At 40.3% G+C, this 24,949-nt stretch carries 19 protein-coding genes; 16 read left to right on the top strand and 3 right to left on the bottom strand.

Translation table 11 applies throughout. From position 1 onward, the window contains the following. The 5 genes from AC3KZC_RS17515 (at nt 1) to AC3KZC_RS17495 (ending at nt 6,767) form a co-directional block, all read left to right on the top strand. Nucleotides 1-1,314, top strand: coding sequence for an ABC transporter permease (locus tag AC3KZC_RS17515; RefSeq protein ID WP_490577250.1), 1,314 nt, complete (start codon nt 1-3; stop codon nt 1,312-1,314). 11 nt (nt 1,315-1,325) lie between these two features. Beyond that, nucleotides 1,326-2,540 carry an ABC transporter permease gene (locus tag AC3KZC_RS17510; RefSeq protein WP_490577249.1) on the top strand — a complete coding sequence of 405 codons (1,215 nt, stop codon included), beginning with the start codon at nt 1,326-1,328 and terminating at the stop codon, nt 2,538-2,540. A gap of 79 nt (nt 2,541-2,619) precedes the next feature. Then, nucleotides 2,620-3,954, top strand: coding sequence for a sigma-54-dependent transcriptional regulator (locus AC3KZC_RS17505; RefSeq protein WP_490577248.1), 1,335 nt, complete (start codon nt 2,620-2,622; stop codon nt 3,952-3,954). Continuing rightward, entirely contained in the window at nt 3,954-5,279 is a 1,326-nt protein-coding gene (locus tag AC3KZC_RS17500; protein WP_490577247.1) for a sensor histidine kinase, read from the top strand. Before AC3KZC_RS17505 ends, AC3KZC_RS17500 begins: the two co-directional genes overlap by 1 nt. 216 nt (nt 5,280-5,495) lie before the next feature. Further along, the gene (locus tag AC3KZC_RS17495; RefSeq protein ID WP_490577246.1) at nt 5,496-6,767 is read left to right on the top strand and encodes an alpha/beta hydrolase family protein; all 1,272 of its coding nucleotides are present in this window, start codon (nt 5,496-5,498) and stop codon (nt 6,765-6,767) included. A 265-nt stretch (nt 6,768-7,032) separates the two neighbouring features. Here AC3KZC_RS17495 and speB read toward each other — a convergent pair whose 3' ends face one another. Together speB and speA are read right to left on the bottom strand one after the other, a co-directional pair. Next, entirely contained in the window at nt 7,033-7,962 is a 930-nt protein-coding gene (speB, locus tag AC3KZC_RS17490; protein ID WP_490577245.1) for an agmatinase, read from the bottom strand. Nucleotides 7,963-7,984: 22 nt separating this feature from the next. Beyond that, nucleotides 7,985-9,898 carry a biosynthetic arginine decarboxylase gene (speA, locus tag AC3KZC_RS17485; RefSeq protein ID WP_490577244.1) on the bottom strand — a complete coding sequence of 638 codons (1,914 nt, stop codon included), beginning with the start codon at nt 9,896-9,898 and terminating at the stop codon, nt 7,985-7,987. A gap of 325 nt (nt 9,899-10,223) precedes the next feature. Here speA and AC3KZC_RS17480 point away from each other — a divergent pair, with 325 nt between their 5' ends. Beyond that, nucleotides 10,224-12,113 carry a methyl-accepting chemotaxis protein gene (locus AC3KZC_RS17480; RefSeq protein ID WP_490577243.1) on the top strand — a complete coding sequence of 630 codons (1,890 nt, stop codon included), beginning with the start codon at nt 10,224-10,226 and terminating at the stop codon, nt 12,111-12,113. 80 nt (nt 12,114-12,193) lie between these two features. Here AC3KZC_RS17480 and AC3KZC_RS17475 read toward each other — a convergent pair whose 3' ends face one another. Beyond that, nucleotides 12,194-12,436 carry a hypothetical protein gene (locus tag AC3KZC_RS17475; protein ID WP_490577242.1) on the bottom strand — a complete coding sequence of 81 codons (243 nt, stop codon included), beginning with the start codon at nt 12,434-12,436 and terminating at the stop codon, nt 12,194-12,196. A 467-nt stretch (nt 12,437-12,903) separates the two neighbouring features. Here AC3KZC_RS17475 and AC3KZC_RS17470 point away from each other — a divergent pair, with 467 nt between their 5' ends. The 10 genes from AC3KZC_RS17470 to AC3KZC_RS17425 all read left to right on the top strand — a co-directional run bounded on the left by AC3KZC_RS17470 (nt 12,904) and on the right by AC3KZC_RS17425 (nt 24,948). After that, entirely contained in the window at nt 12,904-13,656 is a 753-nt protein-coding gene (locus AC3KZC_RS17470; protein ID WP_490577241.1) for a DUF3450 domain-containing protein, read from the top strand. A 9-nt stretch (nt 13,657-13,665) separates the two neighbouring features. Continuing rightward, the gene (locus AC3KZC_RS17465; protein WP_490577240.1) at nt 13,666-15,033 is read left to right on the top strand and encodes a MotA/TolQ/ExbB proton channel family protein; all 1,368 of its coding nucleotides are present in this window, start codon (nt 13,666-13,668) and stop codon (nt 15,031-15,033) included. 2 nt (nt 15,034-15,035) lie between these two features. Then, the gene (locus tag AC3KZC_RS17460; protein ID WP_490577239.1) at nt 15,036-15,563 is read left to right on the top strand and encodes a MotA/TolQ/ExbB proton channel family protein; all 528 of its coding nucleotides are present in this window, start codon (nt 15,036-15,038) and stop codon (nt 15,561-15,563) included. Between the two features lie 63 nt (nt 15,564-15,626). Then, nucleotides 15,627-16,037 carry an ExbD/TolR family protein gene (locus AC3KZC_RS17455; RefSeq protein WP_490577238.1) on the top strand — a complete coding sequence of 137 codons (411 nt, stop codon included), beginning with the start codon at nt 15,627-15,629 and terminating at the stop codon, nt 16,035-16,037. Between the two features lie 11 nt (nt 16,038-16,048). Beyond that, complete coding sequence (locus AC3KZC_RS17450) at nt 16,049-16,654, top strand: energy transducer TonB (RefSeq protein WP_490577237.1); 606 nt, start codon at nt 16,049-16,051, stop codon at nt 16,652-16,654. A 48-nt stretch (nt 16,655-16,702) separates the two neighbouring features. Continuing rightward, a complete protein-coding gene (locus AC3KZC_RS17445) occupies nt 16,703-18,010 on the top strand; it encodes a tetratricopeptide repeat protein (protein ID WP_490577236.1) in 1,308 nt (435 codons plus the stop codon). A gap of 289 nt (nt 18,011-18,299) precedes the next feature. After that, nucleotides 18,300-19,916, top strand: a complete 1,617-nt coding sequence (locus AC3KZC_RS17440; protein WP_490577235.1) for a beta-helix domain-containing protein — start codon at nt 18,300-18,302, stop codon at nt 19,914-19,916. 87 nt (nt 19,917-20,003) lie between these two features. After that, complete coding sequence (locus AC3KZC_RS17435) at nt 20,004-22,685, top strand: TonB-dependent receptor plug domain-containing protein (RefSeq protein WP_490577234.1); 2,682 nt, start codon at nt 20,004-20,006, stop codon at nt 22,683-22,685. Nucleotides 22,686-23,005: 320 nt separating this feature from the next. Continuing rightward, entirely contained in the window at nt 23,006-24,121 is a 1,116-nt protein-coding gene (gene asd, locus AC3KZC_RS17430) for an aspartate-semialdehyde dehydrogenase (RefSeq protein ID WP_490577233.1), read from the top strand. Between the two features lie 134 nt (nt 24,122-24,255). Next, complete coding sequence (locus tag AC3KZC_RS17425) at nt 24,256-24,948, top strand: Crp/Fnr family transcriptional regulator (RefSeq protein ID WP_490577232.1); 693 nt, start codon at nt 24,256-24,258, stop codon at nt 24,946-24,948. The last annotated feature ends 1 nt before the right edge of the window (nt 24,949 follow it).

Below are 24,949 nucleotides of genomic sequence, written 5' to 3'. Positions count from 1 at the left end.
ATGTTTATTCATTATTTAGATTTAAGTTGGCGCAGCCTAAAGCGCACACCACTGGTGAGTTTTCTCATGATTTTAGCCATAGCGATAGGCATAGGTGTTACCATGACAAGTTTGTCGGTGTACCACATGATGTCGATGGATCCCATTCCAAGCAAAAGTGACAGTTTATACGCTGTGCAACTGCAAATTATGGATGAAGGCGCGACCTGGCATTCATCCGACAACTTGCCTTATCAATTAACCTATCAAGATGCCGAAAACTTGGCCAACGCCTCTTTGCCTACAAAGAAATCGCCAATGGTACGAACAGGCTTTACGGTCTACTTAGCTGACTCTTCGATTAAACCATTTATCGAAAGTGCAAGACTTGCCACGGCTGATTTTTTTACCTTGTTTGATATAGATTTTTTGTATGGCGCACCGTGGAGCCTGCAACAAGAAGCGGATGCAGTACCTGTCATCGTAATAAATGAATCACTGAATATTCAATTGTTTAATGGTAAAAATTCATTAGGAAAACAGGTGTATTTAGATGATACGCCCTATGAAATTGTCGGTGTCGTCAAAGATTGGCACATCACAACAAAATATTATGATGTCAATAATGGCGCATTTAATGATCCCGAACAGATATTTATGCCATTTAGCTTATTAAAAGCCAAAGAGCTTAACAATTGGGGTAATACCAATGGCTGGAAACATGAAAGTGTGCGTAATTTTCAAGACAAAATTAAATCAGAAAAAGTATGGTTACAGTTTTGGGTGCAATTAAACACTCCACAAGAAAAAACCCAGTACCAAGATTTTTTAATGGCTTATATGCAAGAGCAACAAAAACTAGGACGTTTTAATCGTAAAACACTGCAATATAGCTTACGAGATGTAAATCAGTGGCTTGAATATAATGAGGTGGTAAGCGAAGACAATAAGATTTTAGTGGGGTTGAGTTTTATGTTTTTGGCTGTCTGTTTGGCCAATATTTTAGGCTTGTTATTGGCTAAGTTTTTACGCCGAGCGCCAGAAGTGGGTGTGCGAAGGGCACTTGGTGCGAGTAAACAAGATGTATTTTTACAACATGTAGTTGAAGTCGCGTTTCTTGGCTGTTTAGGAGGATTACTGGGTATCATGCTTGCGCAATTGGGGTTATGGGGAGTGAGAGAAAGTTACGGCTATTACCAATCGCTTGCCTTTATGGACTGGAAAATGTTGTTAAGTGCGCCAATTATTGCCATCGCTACGTGTGTGTTTACAGGGCTTTACCCTGCTTGGGTTGTGTGTAAAACACCGCCAGCCATTTATTTAAAATGCCAATAGGAAAATCAGACATGTTTGAAATTAAACCTATATTTAATGCAATCTGCCGGTCAAAAATTGGTGCTGTTTTATTATTGATCCAAATTGCAATCACACTTGCTATTGTCAGTAATGCTGCCTTTATTATCCACAATCGGATCCAATTTTTAAATCAAGAAACCGGTTATCCAGAAAACGAAATATTTAAATTTGATGTGCTGTCATTTGGTAAAAATCTTGACCTTAAAAAACAAATTGAACGTGATCAAACATTACTTAAATCATTACCCAATGTTGTCGATGCCACGCCAATCAGCGAAATCCCACTATCAGGTGGGGGAAGTTCAACAGATTTTAGTTTGAAACCATCGCAAGAGGAGAGTGTTAGCACTCGAGTCTCATACTTTTTTGTATCAGACAGTGGGTTAAATACCTTGGGGGTTAAATTAATCGCGGGTCGCAACTTTATGCCAAATGAGGTTGACGAAATTACATCATTTAATGAACCTGGAGGGGCAGCCAATGTGGTTATAATGACAAAAACCGCATTAGCAGAACTATTCCCAAATGACGATCCGCTTGGTAAAAAGGTTTATTTTGGCGATACGGCTTTGACCGTGATTGGTGTCATAGACAAAATGAAAGGCCCGTGGCTCAGAGACAGCAAACCGGATAACGTGGCACTTTTACCCATTATTGATGTGGCTAAGTTCACCCGTTATGTGGTCAGAACCACCCCCGACCAGCGCCAAGAAGTGATGAATAACGTTGAAACCTTATTGTTAAATTCAGCGCCTGAACGTGTTATTTCTGACTTAAAGGGACTTGATGAAAAAAAAGCTGATTATGTTGCAAAAGACAGATTAATGATGCGAATGCTTGTCGCGTTGATTTCGATTTTAGTGGTAGTCACCGCGCTGGGTATTTTTGGCCTAACCTTGTTTAATATCAGTAAACGTACCAAACAAATTGGTACCCGCCGTGCACTTGGGGCGAAAAAGTCCGATATTATCCATTACTTTATGATTGAAAATGGCTTGATAAGCAGCGCTGGATTGGTATTAGGAACCATTTTCGCTATCTTACTGGGCAATAAACTGATGACACTGTACTCGTTACCCCAATTAAGCCTTCTTTATGTGTTTGCAACCGCGTTAGGTATTTTTGTGATGAGTTTAATTGCAGTGTATGGGCCGGCTAAACGTGCAGCGAATATTTCGCCAAGTATTGCAACCCGTTCAGTGTAAATGGTGACCCTACCGACTTTGTTTTTGCACTCTTTGAGTGCTTGGTGCAAAGTCGGTATTTAAGGATATAAAAATAATAATGAGCAAAATTTTAATTGTTGATGATAATCCGGCCATTTTAGAGTCGCTGGCACTTTTACTTGAGATTCACGATTATCAGGTGGTGTGTGCCCAAACCCCGTTTGAAGCCGAACAAGTTGTGCGTTATCAGCGTATTAGCCTAGTTTTGCAAGACATGAATTTTAGCGCCGACACCACATCAGGCAAAGAAGGTGTGGCTTTGTTTCATGCACTTCGCGCTATTAATCCTGATTTACCCATTATTTTGATTACCGCTTGGACAGAGCTTGAAACCGCAATTGAATTGGTTAAAGCGGGTGCGGCTGATTATTTAGCCAAACCTTGGGACGATCATAAGCTTTTAGTGAGCGTGGCTAATTTAATTGCGTTGGGCGATGCTAAAAATCAGAACAATATGCTTACGCGTCAGCAGCAAGAACGCGAACAAAATCATCAACAGCACAATTTGGCCGGTTTAGTTTATGCCAGCACAGCGATGCAACGCATTGTTGATATGGCACTGCAATTGGCTAAATCCGATGTCTCGGTGCTCATCACTGGGCCAAATGGCAGTGGTAAAGAACGAATTGCAGAAATTATTCAAGTTAATTCGGCATTAGCACATAAACCTTTTATTAAGGTTAATGCTGGGGCATTGCCACAAGATTTGATAGAAGCCGAACTTTTTGGCGCAGAGGCGGGTGCTTATACTGGCAGTCATGGCCGTCGTATTGGCCGTTTTGAAGCTGCCGATGGTGGCACCTTATTTTTAGATGAAATTGGTAATTTGCCTCTGGCAGGGCAAATGAAATTGCTGCGGGTATTACAAAGCGGTGAGTTTGAACGCTTAGGATCGGTTGAAACACAAAAGGTGAAGGTGCGGGTTATATCTGCCACGAATGCTGCACTGAATGACGATATAAAAGCGGGGCGGTTTCGCGAAGATTTATATTACCGCTTGAATGTGATTGAACTGCAATTGCCAGCTTTAGCAGAACGTAAAGATGATATTTTGGCACTGACACAGCACTTTTTACCTGAGCGTGAGTTAAGTGTTATGGCTGAGCAGGCACTGTTGTCTCATTCATGGCCTGGTAATGTACGAGAACTCGAAAATGCCTGCAAACGTGCAGGTGTGCTTAAACAATCGGGCGTACTTGAAGCCGAAGACTTTGCATTGCATCGTTTCACTAACCCTCATGGTGGGCAAAAATCAGCGCAAGAGCCACAAAAATCTGAACTTGAGCTAGCGATGCGAGAATATCATGGTGTTATTGCTAAAGTAGCACGTCATTTTGGGCTAAGCCGCCAAGCGCTTTACCGCCGTTTACAAAAATTTGAGATTGAGTATTAATGCGCGGCTTTCATTCCATCAAGTCTAAATTACAAGCGATAGTGGTTTGTGTTACAGCCTTGCCCATACTATTACTGGTTTGGCAACAAGACTGGTCGTTTGCTTTAAGTATCTGCGCAGTGATGGGGAGCATGTCTATAATTTTGATACTGACTCATATGCTCTATCGTCCGCTCGATAAAGGCTTGAGCGCGCTAGAATCAGGCTTACTTAACTTCAAAGATGGTGAGTTTTCGACCTTGCTTGGTTACAGTGCAAGCGATGAACTTGGCGTATTGTGTCGTTTATATAACGAAACCGCGCAAAAACTGCGCAAAGAAAAACAATGGATTTACCAGCGCGAACTGATGCTTGATAAAGTATTGCAAAGTTCACCACAGGCCTTATTACTAGTAGATGACAGTCAACATTTAGTTTATTCAAACCACACCGCACGAGAGTTATTTTTAAAAGGACAGCGTCTTGAAGGCTCGCGCTTAAGTGATATTTTGGCCACTGCACCTGCGAGTTTAGCAACCGCAATAGAGCAAGGCCGAGATGGCTTATTTAGCTTTGAAATAGCCGAGAACGAAGCCCAAACTTGGCATTTATCAACAGGGCGTTTTTTACTCAACAATCAGTATCATTACTTATATTTATTTAAACACTTAACCCGCGAGCTTAGCCGTCAAGAAGTGGCGGTATGGAAAAAAGTTATCAGAGTGATAAGTCATGAACTCAATAATTCATTGGCCCCCATTTCGTCTATGCTCCACAGCGGGCAATTACTTGCGAAAAATCTCGATGAACCGCGTTTAGACCGAGTTTTTAAAACCATAGGCTCTCGCATTAGCTACCTCAGTGAGTTTATTCAAGGGTATGGCAAGTTTGCCAAATTACCGACACCACAGCCTGTGAGCATCAATTGGCAAGAGTTACTTTGCAGCTTACAAAGCCAATGGTCGTTTAATTTGCAAGGTGCTTTGCCAAAACAAAATGGTTATGCCGACCGCGCGCAACTAGAACAATTATTGATAAATTTATTAAAAAATGCCCACGAATCAGGCTCAGCTGTAAGCGAGATCCATTTAATTGTTGAGACCGCTAATGAAGGCACACAGCAAGGCCATTTGATAAGCGTTAACGATGGTGGAAAAGGCATGAGCGAAACCGTAATGAATAACGCGCTGCTGCCATTTTATTCCACCAAAAGTAGTGGTACAGGTTTAGGGCTAGCACTGTGCCGTGAAATCGCTGAAGCCCATCAAGGTAAAATTAGTATTTTTAATCGCACCGAAGGCGGCGTTAGCATCAAGGTGTGGTTACCTTTAATCAACCGACAATGAGAAAAGTGATGAAAATCTTGTGCATATATTATTTTATCTTTAGCCATCATTGTCATTTTTAAGGTGCTACTGATTTGAATTAATAACTTATTGTCTATAAATGAGTTATTAATTAATAAAATATTAGCGCAAGTAACTCACTTGTAAGGTGAGTGGTTCGTTTTACGGCCTCAACCTTTTTTAACTTTGTCTGGAGTTACTTTAATAGGATAATTTATGAAAACGTTATTATTATCAATTTGTTTTTTAATCCTCTGTTTGACAGCCTGTCGTGCTAATACATTTTATTCTGTCAATGACGGAGGATCTGGTTGTCATACAGGAATATTTGAAAATGGGGACGGCTTTGTCGTTTTAACAAAAAGAGCCAATGGTTTTGCCTATATGTTTGGAAATGGTGAGAGTGGCATTGTTGGTAAAAACAAGGGATTAAGCTGTGAATCAAATATCCTTAAAATGGCTAATGGTTCAACAATGTCAGCTAAAAAGCTCAGAGTAACAAATACTTATTTTATGGTTGATAACCTTAAGTTTGCCGGCCAACTTATCGAGCCTCAAAATGCAAATTCAAATACCACTTTAATTGTCTATGCACATGGTTCAGAAGAACTCGGTTGGATAGAACAGGCAACCGATCCTTATCAAATGGTTGCACGGGGTATTTCAGTCTTTGTTTATGATAAAAGGGGAACTGGCTTATCTGAGGGACGCTATACACAAAATTTTCCGCAGCTTGCAGAGGATTTAGTCGCAGCTTCTGTTGAAGCTAAACGACTTGCAAAAGATAGGTTCGGTCGTTTTGGTTTGTTTGGACTAAGTCAAGGGGGGTGGATTGCTCCTTTGGCTGCGGAAAAAGCACACGCTGATTTTATTGCAATTGGGTACGGATTGGTCGTCGATATTCTTGAAGAGGATGCTTCACAAGTAGAATTAGAACTTCTACAAGCTGGGTATGGTTCTGAGGTCATTTCAAAGGCTAAGCAAATCACAGATTTAACTGCGCTTGTTGCTACATCAGGATACAGCCAAGGCCTTGATGAATTAGATAGATTACGTGAAAAATTCGGTCAAGAAGCCTGGTTTTCTTCGATAAAGGGTGGTTTTTCTGGTGTGATCCTTGGTATGACATCGCAAGAACTTCGTTTAAATGGTATCCCAATGTTTGATCGTCTTAATATTGATTGGTCGCTTGTACCTTTAGATGTGCTTCGTAAAGTGAAAGTTCCTCAGCTATGGGTATTAGCCGAGCAAGATAGGGAAGCACCCATCACAAAGACACTTCAAAGATTAAAAACGCTTCGCTATGAAGGATTATCAGTCGACATCCAAGTTTTCCCTAAAACAGACCACGGGATGTGGGAATTTAAACAAAAGGCTGATGGGTCAAGAGAATATACAAAAGTGGCTTCAGGATTTCATGAACTTATGGCCGACTGGGCTAAACATGGCCAAATAACAGGCAGGTATGGAAATAGTATTAAGTATTGATGCAGTGGAAGGAGCATTGTTTGTCTAACAATGTCATAGTTTTATGAGTAAAAATAAGTTTTGACGACACGCTAGACACATAAGAAGTGTGTTGTGTATTAGGGAAATACGCAATGAGATACTCATATGCTTATAGTAATAGTGTCAGCAATATTAATAATGTTTGCATCGTATAGAATGCATTATTTTTAAGTTTAGATTAATTTAAATATGGCAAAAAAAAGCCGAGAAATATCTCGGCTTTTTTAAATGGTTAAACTGATTATTAACCAATTATTTTATTGTGCTTAGTCCACATGTACATCATTTCAAGTGCAATTGATGCACCTGCAAGTGCTGTTAATTCAGCATGATCGTATGCAGGCGCTACTTCAACCACATCCATTCCAACGATATTAATACCATCTAATAAACGAATGATCTTTAATACTTTATCAGTTGTTAAACCACCACACACTGGCGTGCCAGTACCTGGAGCAAATGCCGGGTCAATTGCATCGATATCGAACGTGAAATACACAGGTAAATCACCGATAGTTGCTTTGATTTGTTCAACAATTTGCTCTGGTGTTAAGTCATTCGCTTGCATGGCATTAATAACATTAAAACCATGATTATCTTGGGTATATTCAGTACGAATACCAATTTGGACTGACTTATGTTTATCTATGATGCCTTCATTAGGCGCATGGAAAAACATTGTACCGTGATCATAACGGCTGCCGTTACTGTACGTATCGGTATGGGCATCAAAGTGAATAAGCGCCATTTTGCCATGCTTTTTAGCATGAGCACGTAATAGCGGTAATGTCACAAAATGATCGCCACCTAAGCTCAGTAAGGTTTTACCTTGATTAATCAACTGAGTTGCCGCTTCTTCAACGATGGCAGTAAAGCCTTCAGCGTCGCCTGGAGGGTAAATTAAATCGCCCGCATCAATGATTTTTGTGTGATCGGTTAGTGCAAAATTCCACGGGAAACGTTTATGTTCCCACGCTAAATTAACCGATGCACGACGAATCGCGTCAGGGCCCATGCGTGCGCCAGAACGACCTGATGTCGCCATATCAAATGGCAGGCCTAAAACGACAATGTCCGCCTCTACAGCAAGTGGATTCTGCTGTAATGGTTGACGTAAAAAGGTCATTGGATTGCTAAATAATGACGTTTCTTCACGTTGAAATATGTTACTCATTTAACATCACGCTCCTAAGCGTTTATACATCTTCTAAGTAAGTGTAGCCTGTAAGGCCTAAATCTAACTCTTCTAAAATTGACGCGCGCTCGTGCTCTGGCAATTTACTTTCTGCAAGCTCTGCATATGCAGCACGGAACGAGTCTGGATCTAAGTGAACATAACGTAGCATGTCCTCAACAGTGTCACCTTCGTTGATTTCATCGATATGTACTTTACCGTTTTCGTCCATGTTGATAACAGCGCTGTGCGTATCACCAAATAGATTGTGCATGTCACCTAAAATCTCTTGATAAGCACCTACTAAGAAGAAACCTAGCAAATATGGTGAGTCTGCTGACCACTCAGGTACAGGTAATGTTGTTTCAATACCTTGACCGTCTACGTATTGATCAACCGTACCGTCTGAGTCACAGGTAATATCAAGTAAAACCGCACGACGTTGTGGCATTTCTGTTAGACCTGATAATGGTAAAACAGGGAATACCTGATCGATACCCCATGCGTCAGGTAACGATTGAAATAATGAGAAGTTAACAAAAAACTTGTCAGCTAGCTTTTCGTTTAATTCATCAATAATTGGGCGGTGGAAGCGGTTTTTGCTATCCATTAATTTGCTCAATTCATAGCTTACACGCAAGCTGATTTGTTCAGCCCAAGCACGTTGTTCTAGGTTTAATAAACCCATACCAAATTGGCTATGTACTTCTGCCAAATCGCTTAAACAATCGTGGAAGATTTCAATTAATGCACGATCATCAATACGTTTGTTTAATTGCACCCAAGAATGCCACATATTTTTTAATAAAATAGGTGCATTATCAGGAAGTGCAGGCACTTCTTCAGGATTATAAGACTCAGTACCAATTACATTTGAGATTAATACAGCATGGTGTGCAGTTAGAGCACGCCCTGATTCTGAAATGATAGTTGGCATTGGCTGATTGTACTGCTTACAAATATCACCAATGGTGTAAACGATGTTATTGGCGTACTCAGCAAGGCTGTAGTTCATTGAGTTGTGCGATTGGCTACGTGTACCGTCGTAATCGATAGCTAAACCACCACCTACGTCCATACATACAAGCTCTGCACCTAAACGGCGTAATTCACAATAAAAACGCGCAGCTTCGCTTACACCTGTTCTAACGTCACGAATGTTGGCCATTTGTGAACCTAAGTGGAAGTGAACTAATTGCAGCGTATCAGCTTTACCTAAGTCTTTTAATTTTTTAAGAACTGTGAGTACTTGTGATGCTGACAAACCAAATTTTGATTTTTCGCCACCACTAGCTTGCCATTTGCCTTTGCCTTGTGAAGCTAAACGCACACGTAAGCCTAAACGTGGAGAAACGTTTAATTTTTCAGCTTCAGCTAATACCATGTCAAGTTCAGAAAGTTTCTCAAGAACGATATTAACTTTGTGGCCTAATTTTTCACCAATCAATGCTAGGCGAATGTATTCAACGTCTTTGTAACCGTTACAAACGATAACTGAACTTGCTTTTTGAGCCATAGCAAGGACTGCAAGTAGTTCAGCTTTACTTCCGGCTTCTAAGCCTAGTTGTTTTACTTCATTGTTTGCTTGGCTAGCAACGATTTCTTCAACAACTTCACGTTGTTGATTTACTTTGATTGGGTAAACCAATAAGTATTTTTCTGGGTAGTTGTAATTCGCAATTGCTTCATTAAACGCAGCACATAAATTATGAACACGGTTATGTAGAATTTGAGGAAAACGGACTAATGCAGGTAAAGACAAACCTTGCTGTTGAATTTGTTCTGCAATTGACGTTAATGATACGGTTTGTTCAGGTGCATCAGCTTTTGGTGCGACATACACTTCACCGTCATCATTAATACCAAAGTAACCTTGGCTCCAATGGCGTACATTGTAACTTGCGCGAACGAGTTCAATTTCAGTCGTTTTGTTCATTTCGATCCTTATCAATTTATCGCTACACCTAAGGTGGAGCAATAGTAATAATACCAATAGTGGCCTAGAAATTTTGCGCATTAGAATAAATCGAACATTTTGAGTCCAACAAGATAAATTCATGCTTAAGATGAAAGTATCGAATCTAAATTGCAAAAAATGCAATGCTTTATTAGTTGTTTAAAATCAGATGGTTGATAATATAAAAAACGCTTCAATACTGAGCAATTATCAGTGTTGAGCGACATTTTATCTTTTCTAAGTTTTAAGTTAGTCTACCATAAAAGCTTAGCTTGCAAAAAAAATTATAATAATTAGGGTGCCTATGTTTCAACATTTAAAATTCACCACCAAAATCACCGCAGCTGCATCATTGGTATTAATGGTGATCCTTGGTTTATTTACTCTTAACAACTTTATCTCTATGCGAGCACAAACCGAGCAGCAACTAGAGAAAGTCTTACAAGAGATTTCCCAGTCTGTTACGAACAATATAGCCAGTTGGCTCAATGGCAAGTTACAAATAGTTGAATCAATTTCTAATGCTTATCAACCTTCGGATGATTTAACCTTAACTATCTCACAGCTTAAACAAGCCAATGTTGCGGGTGAGTTTAAAAACAGTTATGTCGGCACAGCCCAGGGTACCTTTATTTTAGATGACCCAACCATTAAGCTACCTGCTGATTTTGATGCAAGACAACGCCCGTGGTATCAATTAGTTGAAAATCAAAAAAATACCGCCTTTACAGCTCCTTATATTGATGTAACCACCAATGACTTAATCATATCTGCCGTTGTACCTACATATAAAAATAACCAGTTTGTTGGTGTTGCAGGCGGTGACATACCATTAAATACGATCACTAAAATTGTAAATAATGTCGATTTTTTGGGGTTTGGTTATGCGTTTTTAGTGAATGATAAAAATAATATTTTAATTCACCCTAATACTCAATTTAACAATAAATCTTTGGCTGATTTATTAGGTAAAAATATTCCTCTTAATCAACCGTTTGTTGAGCAAACCGTAGGCGATGCCGATAAGCTTATTTCGTTTGTTAAAATTAATGGTATCAATAATGTAAATTGGTATTTAGGTGTGGTGATTGATAAGGATATCGCCTATTCATCGGTTGACTCATTTCGTAACATGGCGGCAATTTATATGCTTGTTGGTGTTATCGCGATTGTAGTAATGCTGCAGTATTTATTACGTTACTTAATGCGCCCTATGAATAATGTTACCTTAGCGATTAAAGATATTGCAGAAGGTGAGGGTGATTTAACTCAGCGTTTGTTAGTGCAAAGCAACGATGAGTTTGGTGAGTTGTCGCGTTATTTCAACTTGTTTATTGATAAGATCCATACATCTATTATCCAAGTGCGTGATACTACCGTTTCCTTAGAGCATTCTGTGGAAATGTTAATTGGTTCAACGGAATCGACGTTAAATATGTATGGCGAACAAACTAAATCAACGGATAACGTTGCAACGGCTATTAATGAATTAACATCAAGCGCGACTGAAATCGCTGGCAGTGCCGACAACGCATCTAAATTGGCATCTAATGCCAATCAAGAAGCAATTGAAAGCTACAGCACACTCGATGGTAACATTCAGGCCATTGAACAGCTCTCTACTAAAATGCTAAATGCGCAGCAGGCAATTGATTCACTTAATACTCATACCGTCAATATCGGCCAAATTTTATCCGTGATTAAAGGCGTGAGCGAACAAACAAATTTATTAGCATTGAATGCTGCAATTGAAGCTGCCCGAGCCGGAGATGCAGGACGTGGATTTGCTGTAGTTGCGGATGAAGTCAGACAGCTTGCCCAGCGCACGCAGCAATCGGCTCAAGAAATCGAAAATACCATCGTTCAGTTACAACAAGGGTCAAAAGAAACCGTAGAAATTATGACTCAAAGCCAAGCTGACTCCCAATCAAGCGTGATCAAGGCGCAGCAGGCTGGTACGCAAGTGCAAGGCGTCGGTAAGCTTATTCAACAAATCGATGAGGCGAATCATTCTGTAGCTAACGCCACGATAGAGCAAAATCAAGTTATTCAATCGCTTGATAAAGATATTCACTATATCAGTGAGCTCAATACTCAAGGGCAAAATAATCTTAATAGTACCTTACAAGAGTGCACAAATTTAAAACGACAATTTGAACAACTTGAGAAAATGGTGCTTAAATTTAAAGTCTAGCGTTAAATTAGCATTAAAAAATGCCAACATTATGTTGGCATTTTTTAATTGATTTAGAATTCACATCACATCACATCACATCACATTTCGCATTTTAGAATTTTCATTGGTTTATCAGCTGCCATAACACAACCACGTGCATCATCACTGGCAGCTTTACATTGCTCGAGCATTTTTGAAGATGCAGGGGCTTTATCTCCTAAAATTGCTTTAGCATGTGCGACAACTTGGTCGCAGCTGCTAGCGGGAACCGCAGGGGCTTTTGAACAGCTTGATAAAAGAATGAGTGTGATAACTGAGATGCTAGCCAGTATTAATTTCATTTTATGCTCCATTTATTTTATACATTTCAATCTGTTTGAGTGTAGTCAGTTTTTTTAAATGGCTTTAAATCTATTTCAACCCATATTATACCAATCGTAATAAATAACTGATCACCCTAGCTTGTTAAAACACTCGATAACTTCGTTAGATTTTTTGATTGTAGAATAACTACTTATCGAAAAAATCTGCCTTGCTCTCAAGCGTTTTTCCTACGCTATTTTTGATCACTTACTTATCGTGATTGGTATTACTGCTTTGATTGTACGTATGAGCTTTTTGTGTATGAAGTTTAGAGAGGCCGTCTGATTTTATTTTCAGTGGCAGTTAAGTGACTGTGAGGTTTCTTAATTATGACACTTGTAATTAAACTGTAGCTTTACCGCAACATCTATGTAATTAAACGCCTTTAATATCCGCACCAGAAATTATTTTTGCAAACTCGTTGCTAAATTATAGGGTAGATATTATGAAGTGCATAAAGCCACTCCTTCTTGCAAGTGCCATCGCAGCATGTGTATCTGTGCAAGCAGATGAATTAAACAAAGTGATCCAATCGAGCGATAGAATCAATCAACTGGCCGCAGGCTCACAACAAAAAATCGATGGCATGGTTGATACGATGCAAACTCGATTACAGCAATTTAAGACCCTTAATAAAGAAATCGACGGGTTAGAAATCTATAACTCTCAGCTCAACAAACAAGTTAACAATCAATTAGCGGAACTGGATTCACTTGCCCAATCGATGGATCAAGTTGCTGTCATTGAACGTCAAATCACCCCTTTGATGCTTCGTATGATCAACGGCCTTGAGCAGTTTGTAAAATTAGATGTGCCCTTTTTAGCTAAAGAGCGCACTGAGCGTATAGCCACACTTAAAAACATGATGGATCGTGCTGATATCGCATCAAGTGAAAAGTTCCGTCGTGTACTTGAAGCGTACCAAGTTGAAGTTGATTACGGTCGTACCATAGAAGCCTACACGAGTTTGCTTGATGTGAACGGTGTTGAGCGTGAAGTAGATTTCCTTCGTGTTGGTCGCTTAGACCTCATTTATTTAACACGTGATGGTAAATTAGCGGGTATTTGGAATAAACAAACAAACACGTTTGATGCACTTCCTGATTCAAAAATTAGCCAAATCAATAAAGCGCTGCGCATTGCACGCAAACAACTTGCCCCAGATATGTTAACTCTTCCAGTTCAAGCTGCAGAATAAGGAATTAAAATGTTTATTAAAAAAGTATTAGCAACCGCTTTAGCTTCTGTTGCGTTAACAACGTCTGCTTCTGTGTTTAGTGCTGAGCAAGCGCTTGATTTAGATGCGTTACTGAAAACGCTGGCAAACGGTCAAACTGTGCAAACAGCGCAAAATAAGCAACGCGAAGCCGATTTTATCGCCCGTCAAAATGAGCAAGCAGTCATGCTTTCACAGGCGAAAGCTAAACGTGACGGTATGATTGCACAATCTCAAAATTTAGAAGGCCAATTTGAGAAAAATGAAATTGAATTAGCCAACGCCACTGACTTGTTATCAAAACGCATGGGTTCACTTAAAGAATTGTTTGGTGTGTTGCAACAAGTATCCGGTGATACCAAAAATAAATTCGCAACCTCGATAGTGTCTGCTGAGCTGCCAGGTCGTGGTGAGTTTATGGATCAATTAGCACAAAAAATGGGTTCAAGCTCTAAACTTGCATCAATTGAAGACATTGAAACAGTATGGTTCGAATTACAACGTGAAATGACTGAGCAAGGTAAAGTAAAACGTTTTGATACCGAAGTGATTGTTGCTGGTGGCAATAAAGTAAAACAAGAAGTGCTTCGTATTGGTGCGTTTAACTTAATTTCAAATGGTAAATACCTAGAGTACAACTCATACACAGATACCTTATCAGAATTATCACGCCAACCGGTTGACCGTTTTTTAAGTACAGCTGCTGAACTACAAAATACTAAATCGGGTTTTGTTAACTTTGCACTAGACCCAACGGGTGGTTCAATTTTAGGTTTGTTAGTCCAAGCGCCTGATACTACAGAGCAAGTACACCAAGGTGGAACTGTAGGCTACGTGATTTTAGCTGTGGGCTTAGTGGGCTTACTGATTTCAATCGAGCGTTTTATTGCCCTGTTTATTATTGGTGGCAAAATGCGTCGCCAGCTTAAATCCGATGTTGCCCGTGATGACAACCCGCTTGGCCGTGTGATGAAAGTCAAAGATCAGTTCCCTAATGTGGCTTATGACACCTTAGAGCTGAAATTATCAGAAGCGATTTTACGCGAAATGCCAAAAATTACTCGTAACTTAACCTTTATCAAAATCATTTCAGTGGTTGCACCGTTACTGGGCTTACTTGGTACGGTAACCGGTATGATCAATACCTTCCAAGCTATTACCTTGTTTGGAACGGGCGATCCTAAATTGATGGCTGGTGGTATTTCACAAGCACTAGTGACAACAGTCCTTGGTTTAGTTGTGGCCATTCCTACTGTGTTTGTTTACACCATTTTAAATACTCGCTCTAAAAACTTGTTATTGATTTTACAAGAGCAAAGCGCTGGTATTATCGCAGAACGTAGCGAAAAAGGAGCGTAATCATGGTGCTATTGATTGATGCAATCAATGCCATCCGTGAGTTCCTCGACACAGGTGGCCAAGTGTTATTGGTCATCGGTGTCCTCATCTTCGCGATGTGGTTACTGATCTTAGAGCGCTTACTGTACATCTTTGGCGGGTTCCGTCAGTACAAGAAGCTCGTTAAAAAGACATGGTTTGATCGTAATGAGCGTAATAGCTGGAATGCAGAACAAATTCGCCAAGCGTTAGTGTCTCGTGCCAAACAACGTTTAAGTCAAAACTTACCGTTTATTAATGTGATGGTTGCAGTATGTCCGCTGCTCGGTCTACTTGGCACTGTAACTGGGATGATAGAAGTGTTTGATGTGATGGCCATTACAGGCACAGGCAGTGCGCGTTCGATGGCATCTGGAGTCAGTAAAGCGACTATCCCAACTATGGCAGGCATGGTTGGCGCGTTATCTGGCGTATTTGCCTCAACGTATTTACAACGCAAAACCAAACGTGAAGCCGAATTGCTTGAAGATCAAATGGTATTAGATCACTAAATACACGTGCACAGCACACTATGATTGTTGAATGAATTAGGGCTTTGCCCACAGGAGTTAAAAATGAGAGCACCTTTAGCACAAATTTTTCAAGAAGAAGAAGCAGAAGAAATAAACATGACACCGATGCTTGATGTGGTATTCATCATGTTGATTTTCTTCATTGTAACGGCCTCTTTTGTTAAAGAAGCAGGGATTGATGTAAACCGCCCAGAAGCGGCTACCGCAGTGAAAAAAGAGCGCGCCAATATTTTAGTAGCCATCTCCGATAAAGGTGAAATTTGGATCAACAAACGCCAAGTTGATGTCCGTGCTGTTCAAGCCAATATTGAGCGCTTAAAAGCTGAAAATCCACAAGGTAGTGTGGTTATTCAAGCAGATAAAAAAGCCACCACCGATACCTTAATCAAGGTGATGGATGCATCAAGAGCTGCCGGTGTATTTGATGTGTCAATCGCGGCACAAGAAGCATAGCGGAGAGCATAATGCGATATTTACTTGCCTTAGTTATTGCTGCCGCTATCACGTTTGCATTGTTTTTTACTATGCAAGCACTCATTCAAACGGGTGAAGGCGCAATGAGCGAACCAATCAAAGGTAATGTACTTGATTTTGTTCGTTTGAAAAAAGAAGAGTCGGTTCAGAAAAAAGAACGCAAACCTGAAAAACCACCTGCACCTAAAGAGCCACCACCGCCAATGGAGTCACCACAAATGGACAGCGCTCAGGCAAAAAGTGATTCAGCAGGGTTTGATTTTAGTGCCAATGTCGATGCTGATGTCACACTTGCTGGTGGTTTGTCACTTGATTCGAGTGATGGTGAGTATTTACCGATAGTAAAAGTAGCGCCAGTGTATCCACGCAGAGCCTTATCTCGTGGCATTGAAGGGTATGTGATTGTCGAGTTTGTGGTCACTAAAAGCGGCACGGTGCGAGAGCCTGTTGTTGTAAAAGCGGAGCCTGAGAGTTTGTTTGATCAAGCTGCAAAAGATGCAGTATTAAAGTTCAAATATAAGCCTCGAGTTGTTAATGGCGAAGCGGTTGAAGTGGCCGGTGTACAAAACAAAATAACCTTTGAAATTAGTGGTTGATTGATTCAACCACTGCGAATAAACGACGATTGAGTTAGGATTAAATAAATGAAAGCATTTAAATTATCGGCATTTTATTGTGCAGCAGTACTCAGTGCTGTGACTATACCTAGCCTGCTTAGTATGGTGCCTGGCATTGACATCTCAGAGGCTCAAGCTGAAGAAGTGGCTACTAAACGCGTGCCAGCACTGCGTGAAAAAGTATATAGCCAGCTGGCGCGTGCTCAAAAGCTTGCAGATGATGGTGACACTGCCGCAGGACTTGCTGCCCTTGATACCATCAAAGATCGCAGTTCAAGTATGAACGATTACGAAATTGCCATGATGTATAATTTCTATGGTTTCATTTATTACAATAAAAATGATTTACCCAATGCCATCAGCGCATTCGAACAGGTTGTTAACCAAGTGGCTATTCCAGAGTCATTAAAGTTAAATACCTTGTTCAGCTTAGCGCAACTAGCAATGGCCAATGGCGATTATGCCCAAGTCATCACTTATCTTGAGCGTTGGGATGCACTCAATACGGTGCCAAGAAAAGACAGCTACTATGTTTTAAAATCACAAGCGCTGTATCAAGATAAGCAATACCAAGGCGCACTTGAAAACATTAATGTCGCGATAGCACTGGCTGAAAAAGACAATCAAATTCCTAAAGAAAACTGGTTAGTGTTACAGCGTGCACTTTATTATTCGCTTAATCAGCCAAAAGAAGTGGTTAACGTGCTTGAGAAAATGATCACGTATTTTGATAAACCGACTTACTGGGTGCAATTAGGCGGTATGTATGGCGAAGTGGGTGAAGAGAAAAAGCAATTGGCGGTTCTTGAAACGGCCTATCAACGTGGGTTTATTACCTCAAAAAGTGATATTCGTAACTTTGCTCAAGTGTATTTACTTAATGGTTTGGCGTTTAAAGCGGCAGAGCTAATGAATAAAGGGCTGAGTAAACAAGTGATTGAGGATACGGCTGCCAATCGTGCCTTTATTGCCGAATCCTACTTACAAGCAAAAGAAGACCGTAAAGCCATCCCACATTTTATTGCTGCGGCGCAACACGAGCAGCACGGTAAATATGAACAACGCCTGGCAGAGTTGTATATAAACATTGAAATGTTTGAAGAAGCTGCCGATGCCGCGCGGGCAGCACTTAATAAAGGCGGGCTCGATTTAGAATCTAATGCCTACATTGCTTTGGGCATGGCGCAGTATAACTTAACCAATTTTGATGCCTCAATTTTAGCGTTTGAACGCGCAGAAAAATTTAAAAAGTCAGAGAGCTTGGCCAAGCAGTGGATCAAATATGTTAAACGTGAAAAGCAAAATTCTGAACTATTAAAAACAGCTTATCTATAAGTTTTTTTAATGGATAAAACCAACTAACAACAATCGTAACCAAAAGCCACCTTCGGGTGGTTTTTTTTTGCTTTTCTGTCTTGAAAGTTATTCAAGTTACTGTTTTTAAATGTATTGGATTGTCATTTTATGTTTATGAAAGTGTAACTTAGTTGTCATGAATCTACCGTATCTTAGTCGTCGTTCGATAAGTTAAGTGACCTTAACGCAGTACTTAAACTGTTTTAACGTGACTTAAGTTTTTACTTAAAACGCTAACACATAAATAAATATTTTAATGGAGTGGACAATGAAATTATCTGGCTTTTTCAAGGTTAGCCTAGTGGCGACAGCAATTACTCTTGCTGGCTGTGGCGGTGACATCAATATTACACCAACAGTGAATGACAACAGCTCAACCGTGGATAACAGTACTAATAATTCAAACAACACCACTGGCAACACAGGTAAAACAGTCACCTGTTCAAGCTATGAGTCTGATGCAGGGAAAGTTGAAGGTGTATTTGATGGCCTTGATTGCTTATACAATGATTCATTTGCCAGTAAAAATATTCACATTGCGTCAAACATCACGTTTGAGGAGTTACCAGAAGGTGGCGTTCACTTATTTGAAGATGCACTACTGATTGGTGCTGATGGCGACACAACTGCTGGCTTCACAATTCCAGCAAATGGCCCAACAATGACAGTTAAGCCTGGTGCAACACTGGCGTTTAAATCAGGTGAAGCGATTATTCGTATCGGCCGCGGCGCTAAAATTCAAGCGGTAGGTACGTCATCAAAACCAATCGTATTTACATCGGCTAAAGCCTTCCCGCGTTTTGATGATGAAGGTAAAGGCGCGTTATATGCAGATTGGGGTGGCATTATCATCAATGGTAACGGTATTACTGACCAATGTACTGATGCAGAACGTGATGCATCAACGTGTAACGTCCCATCAGAAGGGATCACAAGCTATTTTGGTGGTAATAATAACGCAGATTCAAGCGGTAATATTAAATGGGCTAAAATTTGGTACGCAGGTTCTGGTCCAAAAGTGGGCGGTGAAGGCGATGACTTAAACTCATTGACATTGAATGCTGTTGGTTCTGGTTCTGAGTTTGATTATATCCATATTCATCAAGGTTTTGATGATGGTATCGAGATTTTTGGTGGGGCAACCACACTTAAGCATGTAGTTGTAACCGATACGCAAGATGACTCATTTGATTTTGACGCGGGTTGGCAAGGTAAAGCACAATTCTTATTTATCAAACACGGTACAGTGACCACTCGCGAAGGCGAAACAGTTGCAATGGGTAACGGTGGTTTTGAAGCTGATGGCGTTAAAGGTAAATCAAGTGCGCAAGTGGCACCTTCTAACCCAACGATTGCTAACGTAACCGTTATCACCTCTGATAGCTTGTCAGTACGCGATACGGATCCATCAATTGCCTTTAAGTTTGATGATGAATTCAATGCTAATTTCTATAACGTATTAATGACAAAAGACACCGCTACACAATCGAGCTGTATCAGTTTTTCAAGCGATGGCGAAAAACAAGCCGATAAAATCATGTTCCATAACTCTGTTATGTCATGTGCTGCAGAGTTTAATGATGCAGATGGTACATTTAATAGTGGTAAAGAACCTGCAGCATTAACCGCTACAACGTTAACCGCTTGGTTTGATAAAGAAGGGGCTAACCAACGTATTGGTGAAGGCGCTAACTTATTCGCTGCAAATGGTTTTGCTACAAATACAAAATCAACCGACATTACAATCACGGCTAATAACTTAAACGGCTTAGATTCAAGTTTCTTTGATGCAGCCCCGTACATCGGTGCGGTTTCTGATCAAGATACAACGTCTGCTTGGTACAAATGGGTTGAAGCTGCATTAAACGCAGCGGCTCAAGACTAATCCACAGCAAGTTGTTTCCAGATAGGGGCGCCATTTGCATATCGCATTTTAGGCGCCCGTTTTTTAACTGATTAGGGATCTGCAAAGATGTTAAATCAATATAGACTTCATAAATTGTCTTTGGCAATCAGTCTCGGACTTCTAGCAAGTTCAGTTAATGTGAGCGCCGCACAAGAAGAACAAAGTGAAATTGAAGAAGTGGTTGCGGTAGGCACTCGGTTACAAGGCAGCGCGGCTGCGGTGATAGAAGAGCGGAAAAATCAAGCGTTTGTGGCTGATATTTTAGGTGCTGAACAATTATCACGTACGGGTGATAGTGATGCAGCTTCTGCACTTCGTCGTGTGACTGGGTTGACCTTGGTTGACGGTAAGTTTATTTATGTACGTGGCTTAGGTGAACGCTATTCAAGTGCGCGCTTAAACGGTGCCTATATTCCAAGTCCTGACTTAACGCGTAATGTGGTACCGCTTGATATTTTTCCAGCCAGCATTATCGAAAGTATGGCGGTACAAAAAGCGTATTCACCCAATATGCCTGCCGCGTTTGGCGGTGGCAATATCGACATTCGCACTAAAGCTATTCCGTCAGAATTTACAGCTGGTTTTGAAGTCGGCGCTGCAAAAGATACCTCGGCTGAGAAAGGATTTACTTATAAAGGTGATGATTCGGGTATTTCGGACTCAATCAACGCAGCAATCGTGCAATACCGTGGCGATTTTAGCATCAGTAACATGATTGCGCGTGGTAACTTGGTCGATAACGAAAGCGGCACTCGCTCAGAGCAAGCCATTGCGATGAATAACCACTTACTCAAATCCTTACCCCGTGACTTTGCGTTAAAAGAAGAATCACTTGACCCAAGCTGGGATGTAAAAGGGCATATCGGCAATAGTGTTGAAGAAGGTCTGCTCGGTGGTAAATTGGGCTTTTTATTGTCAGGTGAATACGCAAATAGTTGGGATGCAGCAGAGCGAAAAACAGCCGTTATCGCTCAAGAAATTCAAGACGATTGTGCAACCACGCTTAACTCTGCACAAGATGTAAGCCGTTCTTGCTTTAATACAATTAAACACTCAACCACAACAACTGAAAATGAACGCTATAACGCGACATTAAACCTGGGTTATCAGATTGATACCCATAAAGTCTCGTTAATGAATTTATACTTGCGCGATAATGAAGATGAAACCAAAGTGTCTTCGTCACAAAGCCCTGCAGGCAGTACTGTGTTTACCATAGTCAATGATGGCCGAGCAAATCGTGATCATGAATTTAACTTAGAGCAACGTACACTCACGGTCACTCAGTTATTAGGTCAACATACATTTTTAGATTGGTGGGGCGTTGGTGCGGATTGGCAATATACCCGCTCAAAAGCCGAAACGGATATTCCCACTAATGTTGAGTTTAAATTTCGTGATAACTACGACACGAGTGGAAAATACCTTAATTCGCAAATTACCGGTGACGATAACCGAGCAATTTATTCATACACCAACATGGAAGATCGCGTCAATTCGTATGGCGGTAATATGACATTACCACTGACCTTTGAAGGCCTTGAAATTGAGCTTAAAGGTGGTTTCGATGCATCCGATAGAGCGCGTGTTTACAATACATCGAGTTTTGCGGTTAATAACGGCACAGGGTTAGCGCTGGGTGTGGCGACAGAACCGTTACTTGCGGCGAGTTATTTGACCGATGACTTTATTGATGGTCAGCGTATCTTAGTGGATTTTAATGAACCATCAGCACCCGATGCCGATGACTATTTAGCGGCACAAAAAATCAACGCAGGGTATGCTTCGTTTGATGTAATTTATGACAATTTCATTCGTGTTAGTGGTGGGGTGCGTTATGAAGAGTTCAAACAAAGCTCAATTGGTACTTCAAGCTTAATCTTCGATAAAGATGATTTGGATATTTATTATAATCCAGAGAAAATTGAAAGCGGCAGTATCAATCAGTCCGATTATTTTCCTGCGTTATCGCTTACTTATTTAGGCGGTGAAGATTACCAAGTTCGTTTGGGTTATGGTGAGACCATTGTTCGTCCTGATTTGCGTGAAGTTGTGCCAGTGTCGTATTTTGATCCACTTACGGACATTCGCACCTTTGGTCGTGTCGGTCTCAAAAGTAGCCCAATTAAAAATTATGATTTACGTTTTGAGCATTATGGGCAAAGCGGTGATTCATACTCAATTGCAGCCTTTTACAAAGATATTAATCAACCAATAGAAACCGTGTTAAGGATTGGGGATGAAGATTATTCAGCTTCGTTTATCAATGGTGAAACTGCTAAAGTATACGGTGTTGAAGCTGAATGGTTAAAAGACTTAACGTTTGTGACAGAAGGTCTATTCACCAGTGGTAACATCACCTTAAGTGACTCTGAGGCCACAATAGATCCATCTCTTGCAGGTAATTTAACCAACCCAACGAAGCGTATGACGGGTCATTCTAAGTATGTGGTTAATTTACAACTTAATTATGACTCAGTAGATGGCATGCACAGCAGTTCATTAGTCTATAACGTGTTTGGTGAGCGTATTCTCGCTGCGGGTGTCGGTGGTCCAGATGATGCGTATGAGCAACCATTTCATTCACTTGACTTGGTTTACACTTGGTACCCAGATTTTAATTCAAATGTTAAGTTTAAAGTTAAAAACTTAATGAATGAAGATCAAGAAGTAACGCAATCAGACGTTGTTGTCCGCTCTAAAGAAGTTGGTATGACATTTGATATCAGTTATAGCTACTCGTTTTAAATGTTATCTGTCCATAATGAAAGTAACTTAAACAAACGCACTTTTTAGCCCCGTATTTACGGGGCTTTTTTATGCTTAAATACTATGAATTCATTAATCAACTAAAGCCCAATAAGGTCAAATCGCAATTGGCAGGCTTAGCGCTGATGCACCTTGTTTTATATAAACAAACCCTCTATGAAATATTTTAAAGTTAGATTAAAAACCCTAGTTTTATCGTGCTTGCAATGCTAGATTCAATTACTTGGTTTTACCAATTTACCTAAAAACTCACGCAATTCGGGAATTGGTTTTATATATTTTTGTTTTTAGGGTGTTATATGAAAAAGTTAGGATTAGTCGGTTGGCGCGGCATGGTAGGTTCTGTATTGATGGAACGTATGCAACAAGAAAACGATTTTGCAAAATACGATGTAACCTTTTTTACCACGTCTCAAGCGGGTGAGCTTGGCCCTGATATAGCGGGTGAAGCAACGCCTTTATTAAGTGCAACTGACATGAGTTCGCTTGCGCAAATGGACATCATTATTACTTGCCAAGGCGGCGATTATACCAATGATGTTTATCCGTCGCTGCGTGCATCGGGTTGGGATGGCTACTGGATTGACGCTGCTTCAGCATTACGAATGAAAGAAGACAGCATTATTGTGCTCGATCCGGTTAATCTTGATGTGATCAAACAAGGTTTAGCGTCGGGCGTAAAAACGTTTGTTGGTGGTAACTGTACAGTTTCATTGATGTTGTTAGCCCTTGGCGGTTTATTTGAGCGTGACTTAATTGAATGGGTAAGCCCGATGACCTATCAAGCGGCATCAGGTGCGGGTGCACGCAATATGAAAGAGCTGATTGCACAGATGGGCGCAATTCATCAGTCTGTTGCTGGGCTTGTTGATGACGAACGTGCTGCCATTTTAGAAATTGATAAAATTGTCAGCGAAAAAATCGCCAGTGATGACTTACCGAAAGAACAATTTGGTGTTGCACTTGCAGGTAGTCTCATTCCATGGATTGATGTGCCAATGCCATCAGGCCAATCTAAAGAAGAATGGAAAGCGCAAGTTGAAGCAAACAAAATTTTAGGTACGCAAACTGCACCTATTCCAGTAGACGGTTTATGTGTGCGCATTGGTGCTATGCGTTGTCATTCCCAAGCAATGACCATTAAATTACGTAAAGACATTCCAGTTTCAGAAATTGAAGCAATCTTAGCCAGTCATAATGAGTGGGTTAAAGTGATCCCTAATGACCGAGCTTTGAGTGCGCAAGACCTAACACCAGTAAAAGTAACTGGTACACTCACTATTCCGGTAGGCCGTATTCGTAAATTAAATATGGGTCCAGAATATATCAGTGCATTTACGGTGGGCGATCAATTGTTATGGGGTGCTGCAGAACCACTTCGTCGCATGCTAAATATAATTGAACAACACGCTTAATTCATTACTACTTATTTTTAAACCCTGATTTTGCTCAGGGTTTTTTATTGCTTAAAATAAACCAAAGCAACCAGTGACTATTACATAATTTTACGTAAACTGAAAAAATATCTGTTCGCTAAAAGTGATCGTCAGTGACAAAGTTACAATTAAAACATCTACTGCAAAGTGATGCTTGGTTTAGTCAGTTACCAATAAATTTACAAGATTTTTTAGTTAGCGAAGGGCAGGTGATTGTCTTTGGCGAACAGCAGACTATTTTTTATCGCGACGATGAGCCCAATGGCTTTTATGCAATATTGTCTGGCTCTGTGAATATCCTAGGACTTGATCAATTTGGCAACCAAGCAATGCTTGCTTTGTTAACGTCTATTAGTTGGTTTGGTGAAATATCGCTAATTGATGCCGCACCTCGCACTCATGATGCAATGACACTTGAACAGACACAGTTATTTTTCATAAAACAACAAAAAATCACTGCCTTTTTAGCTGAAAATCCAACATGTTGGCGCTACTTTGCCAAGTTAATGAGTCATAAATTACGCATGATGTTTGTAGCTTATGAAGATTTACGATTATTAAGTGCGAAAAAAAGGATCATCAAACAGCTGTGTTTATTGTCTGAAAATTATACGTTTAGTGAACAGCCAAACTTAACTTTTTCGCTTAATCAATCTCACTTATCTGCCTTAGCTGCGACCTCAAGACAAACATGTAACCAAGTACTAAACGAATTAGTCGCAGATGATATTTTAAAACTGAGTACCTTAAAGATTGAAATTATTGATTTAACAAAATTGAAGTTACTACTGATGATTAAACAATAAG

Source organism: Pseudoalteromonas sp. J2K-J031, assembly GCF_058197095.2.
The sequence above is the reverse complement of the archived record's forward strand: the minus strand, read 5'-3'. Positions and strand labels throughout refer to the sequence as shown.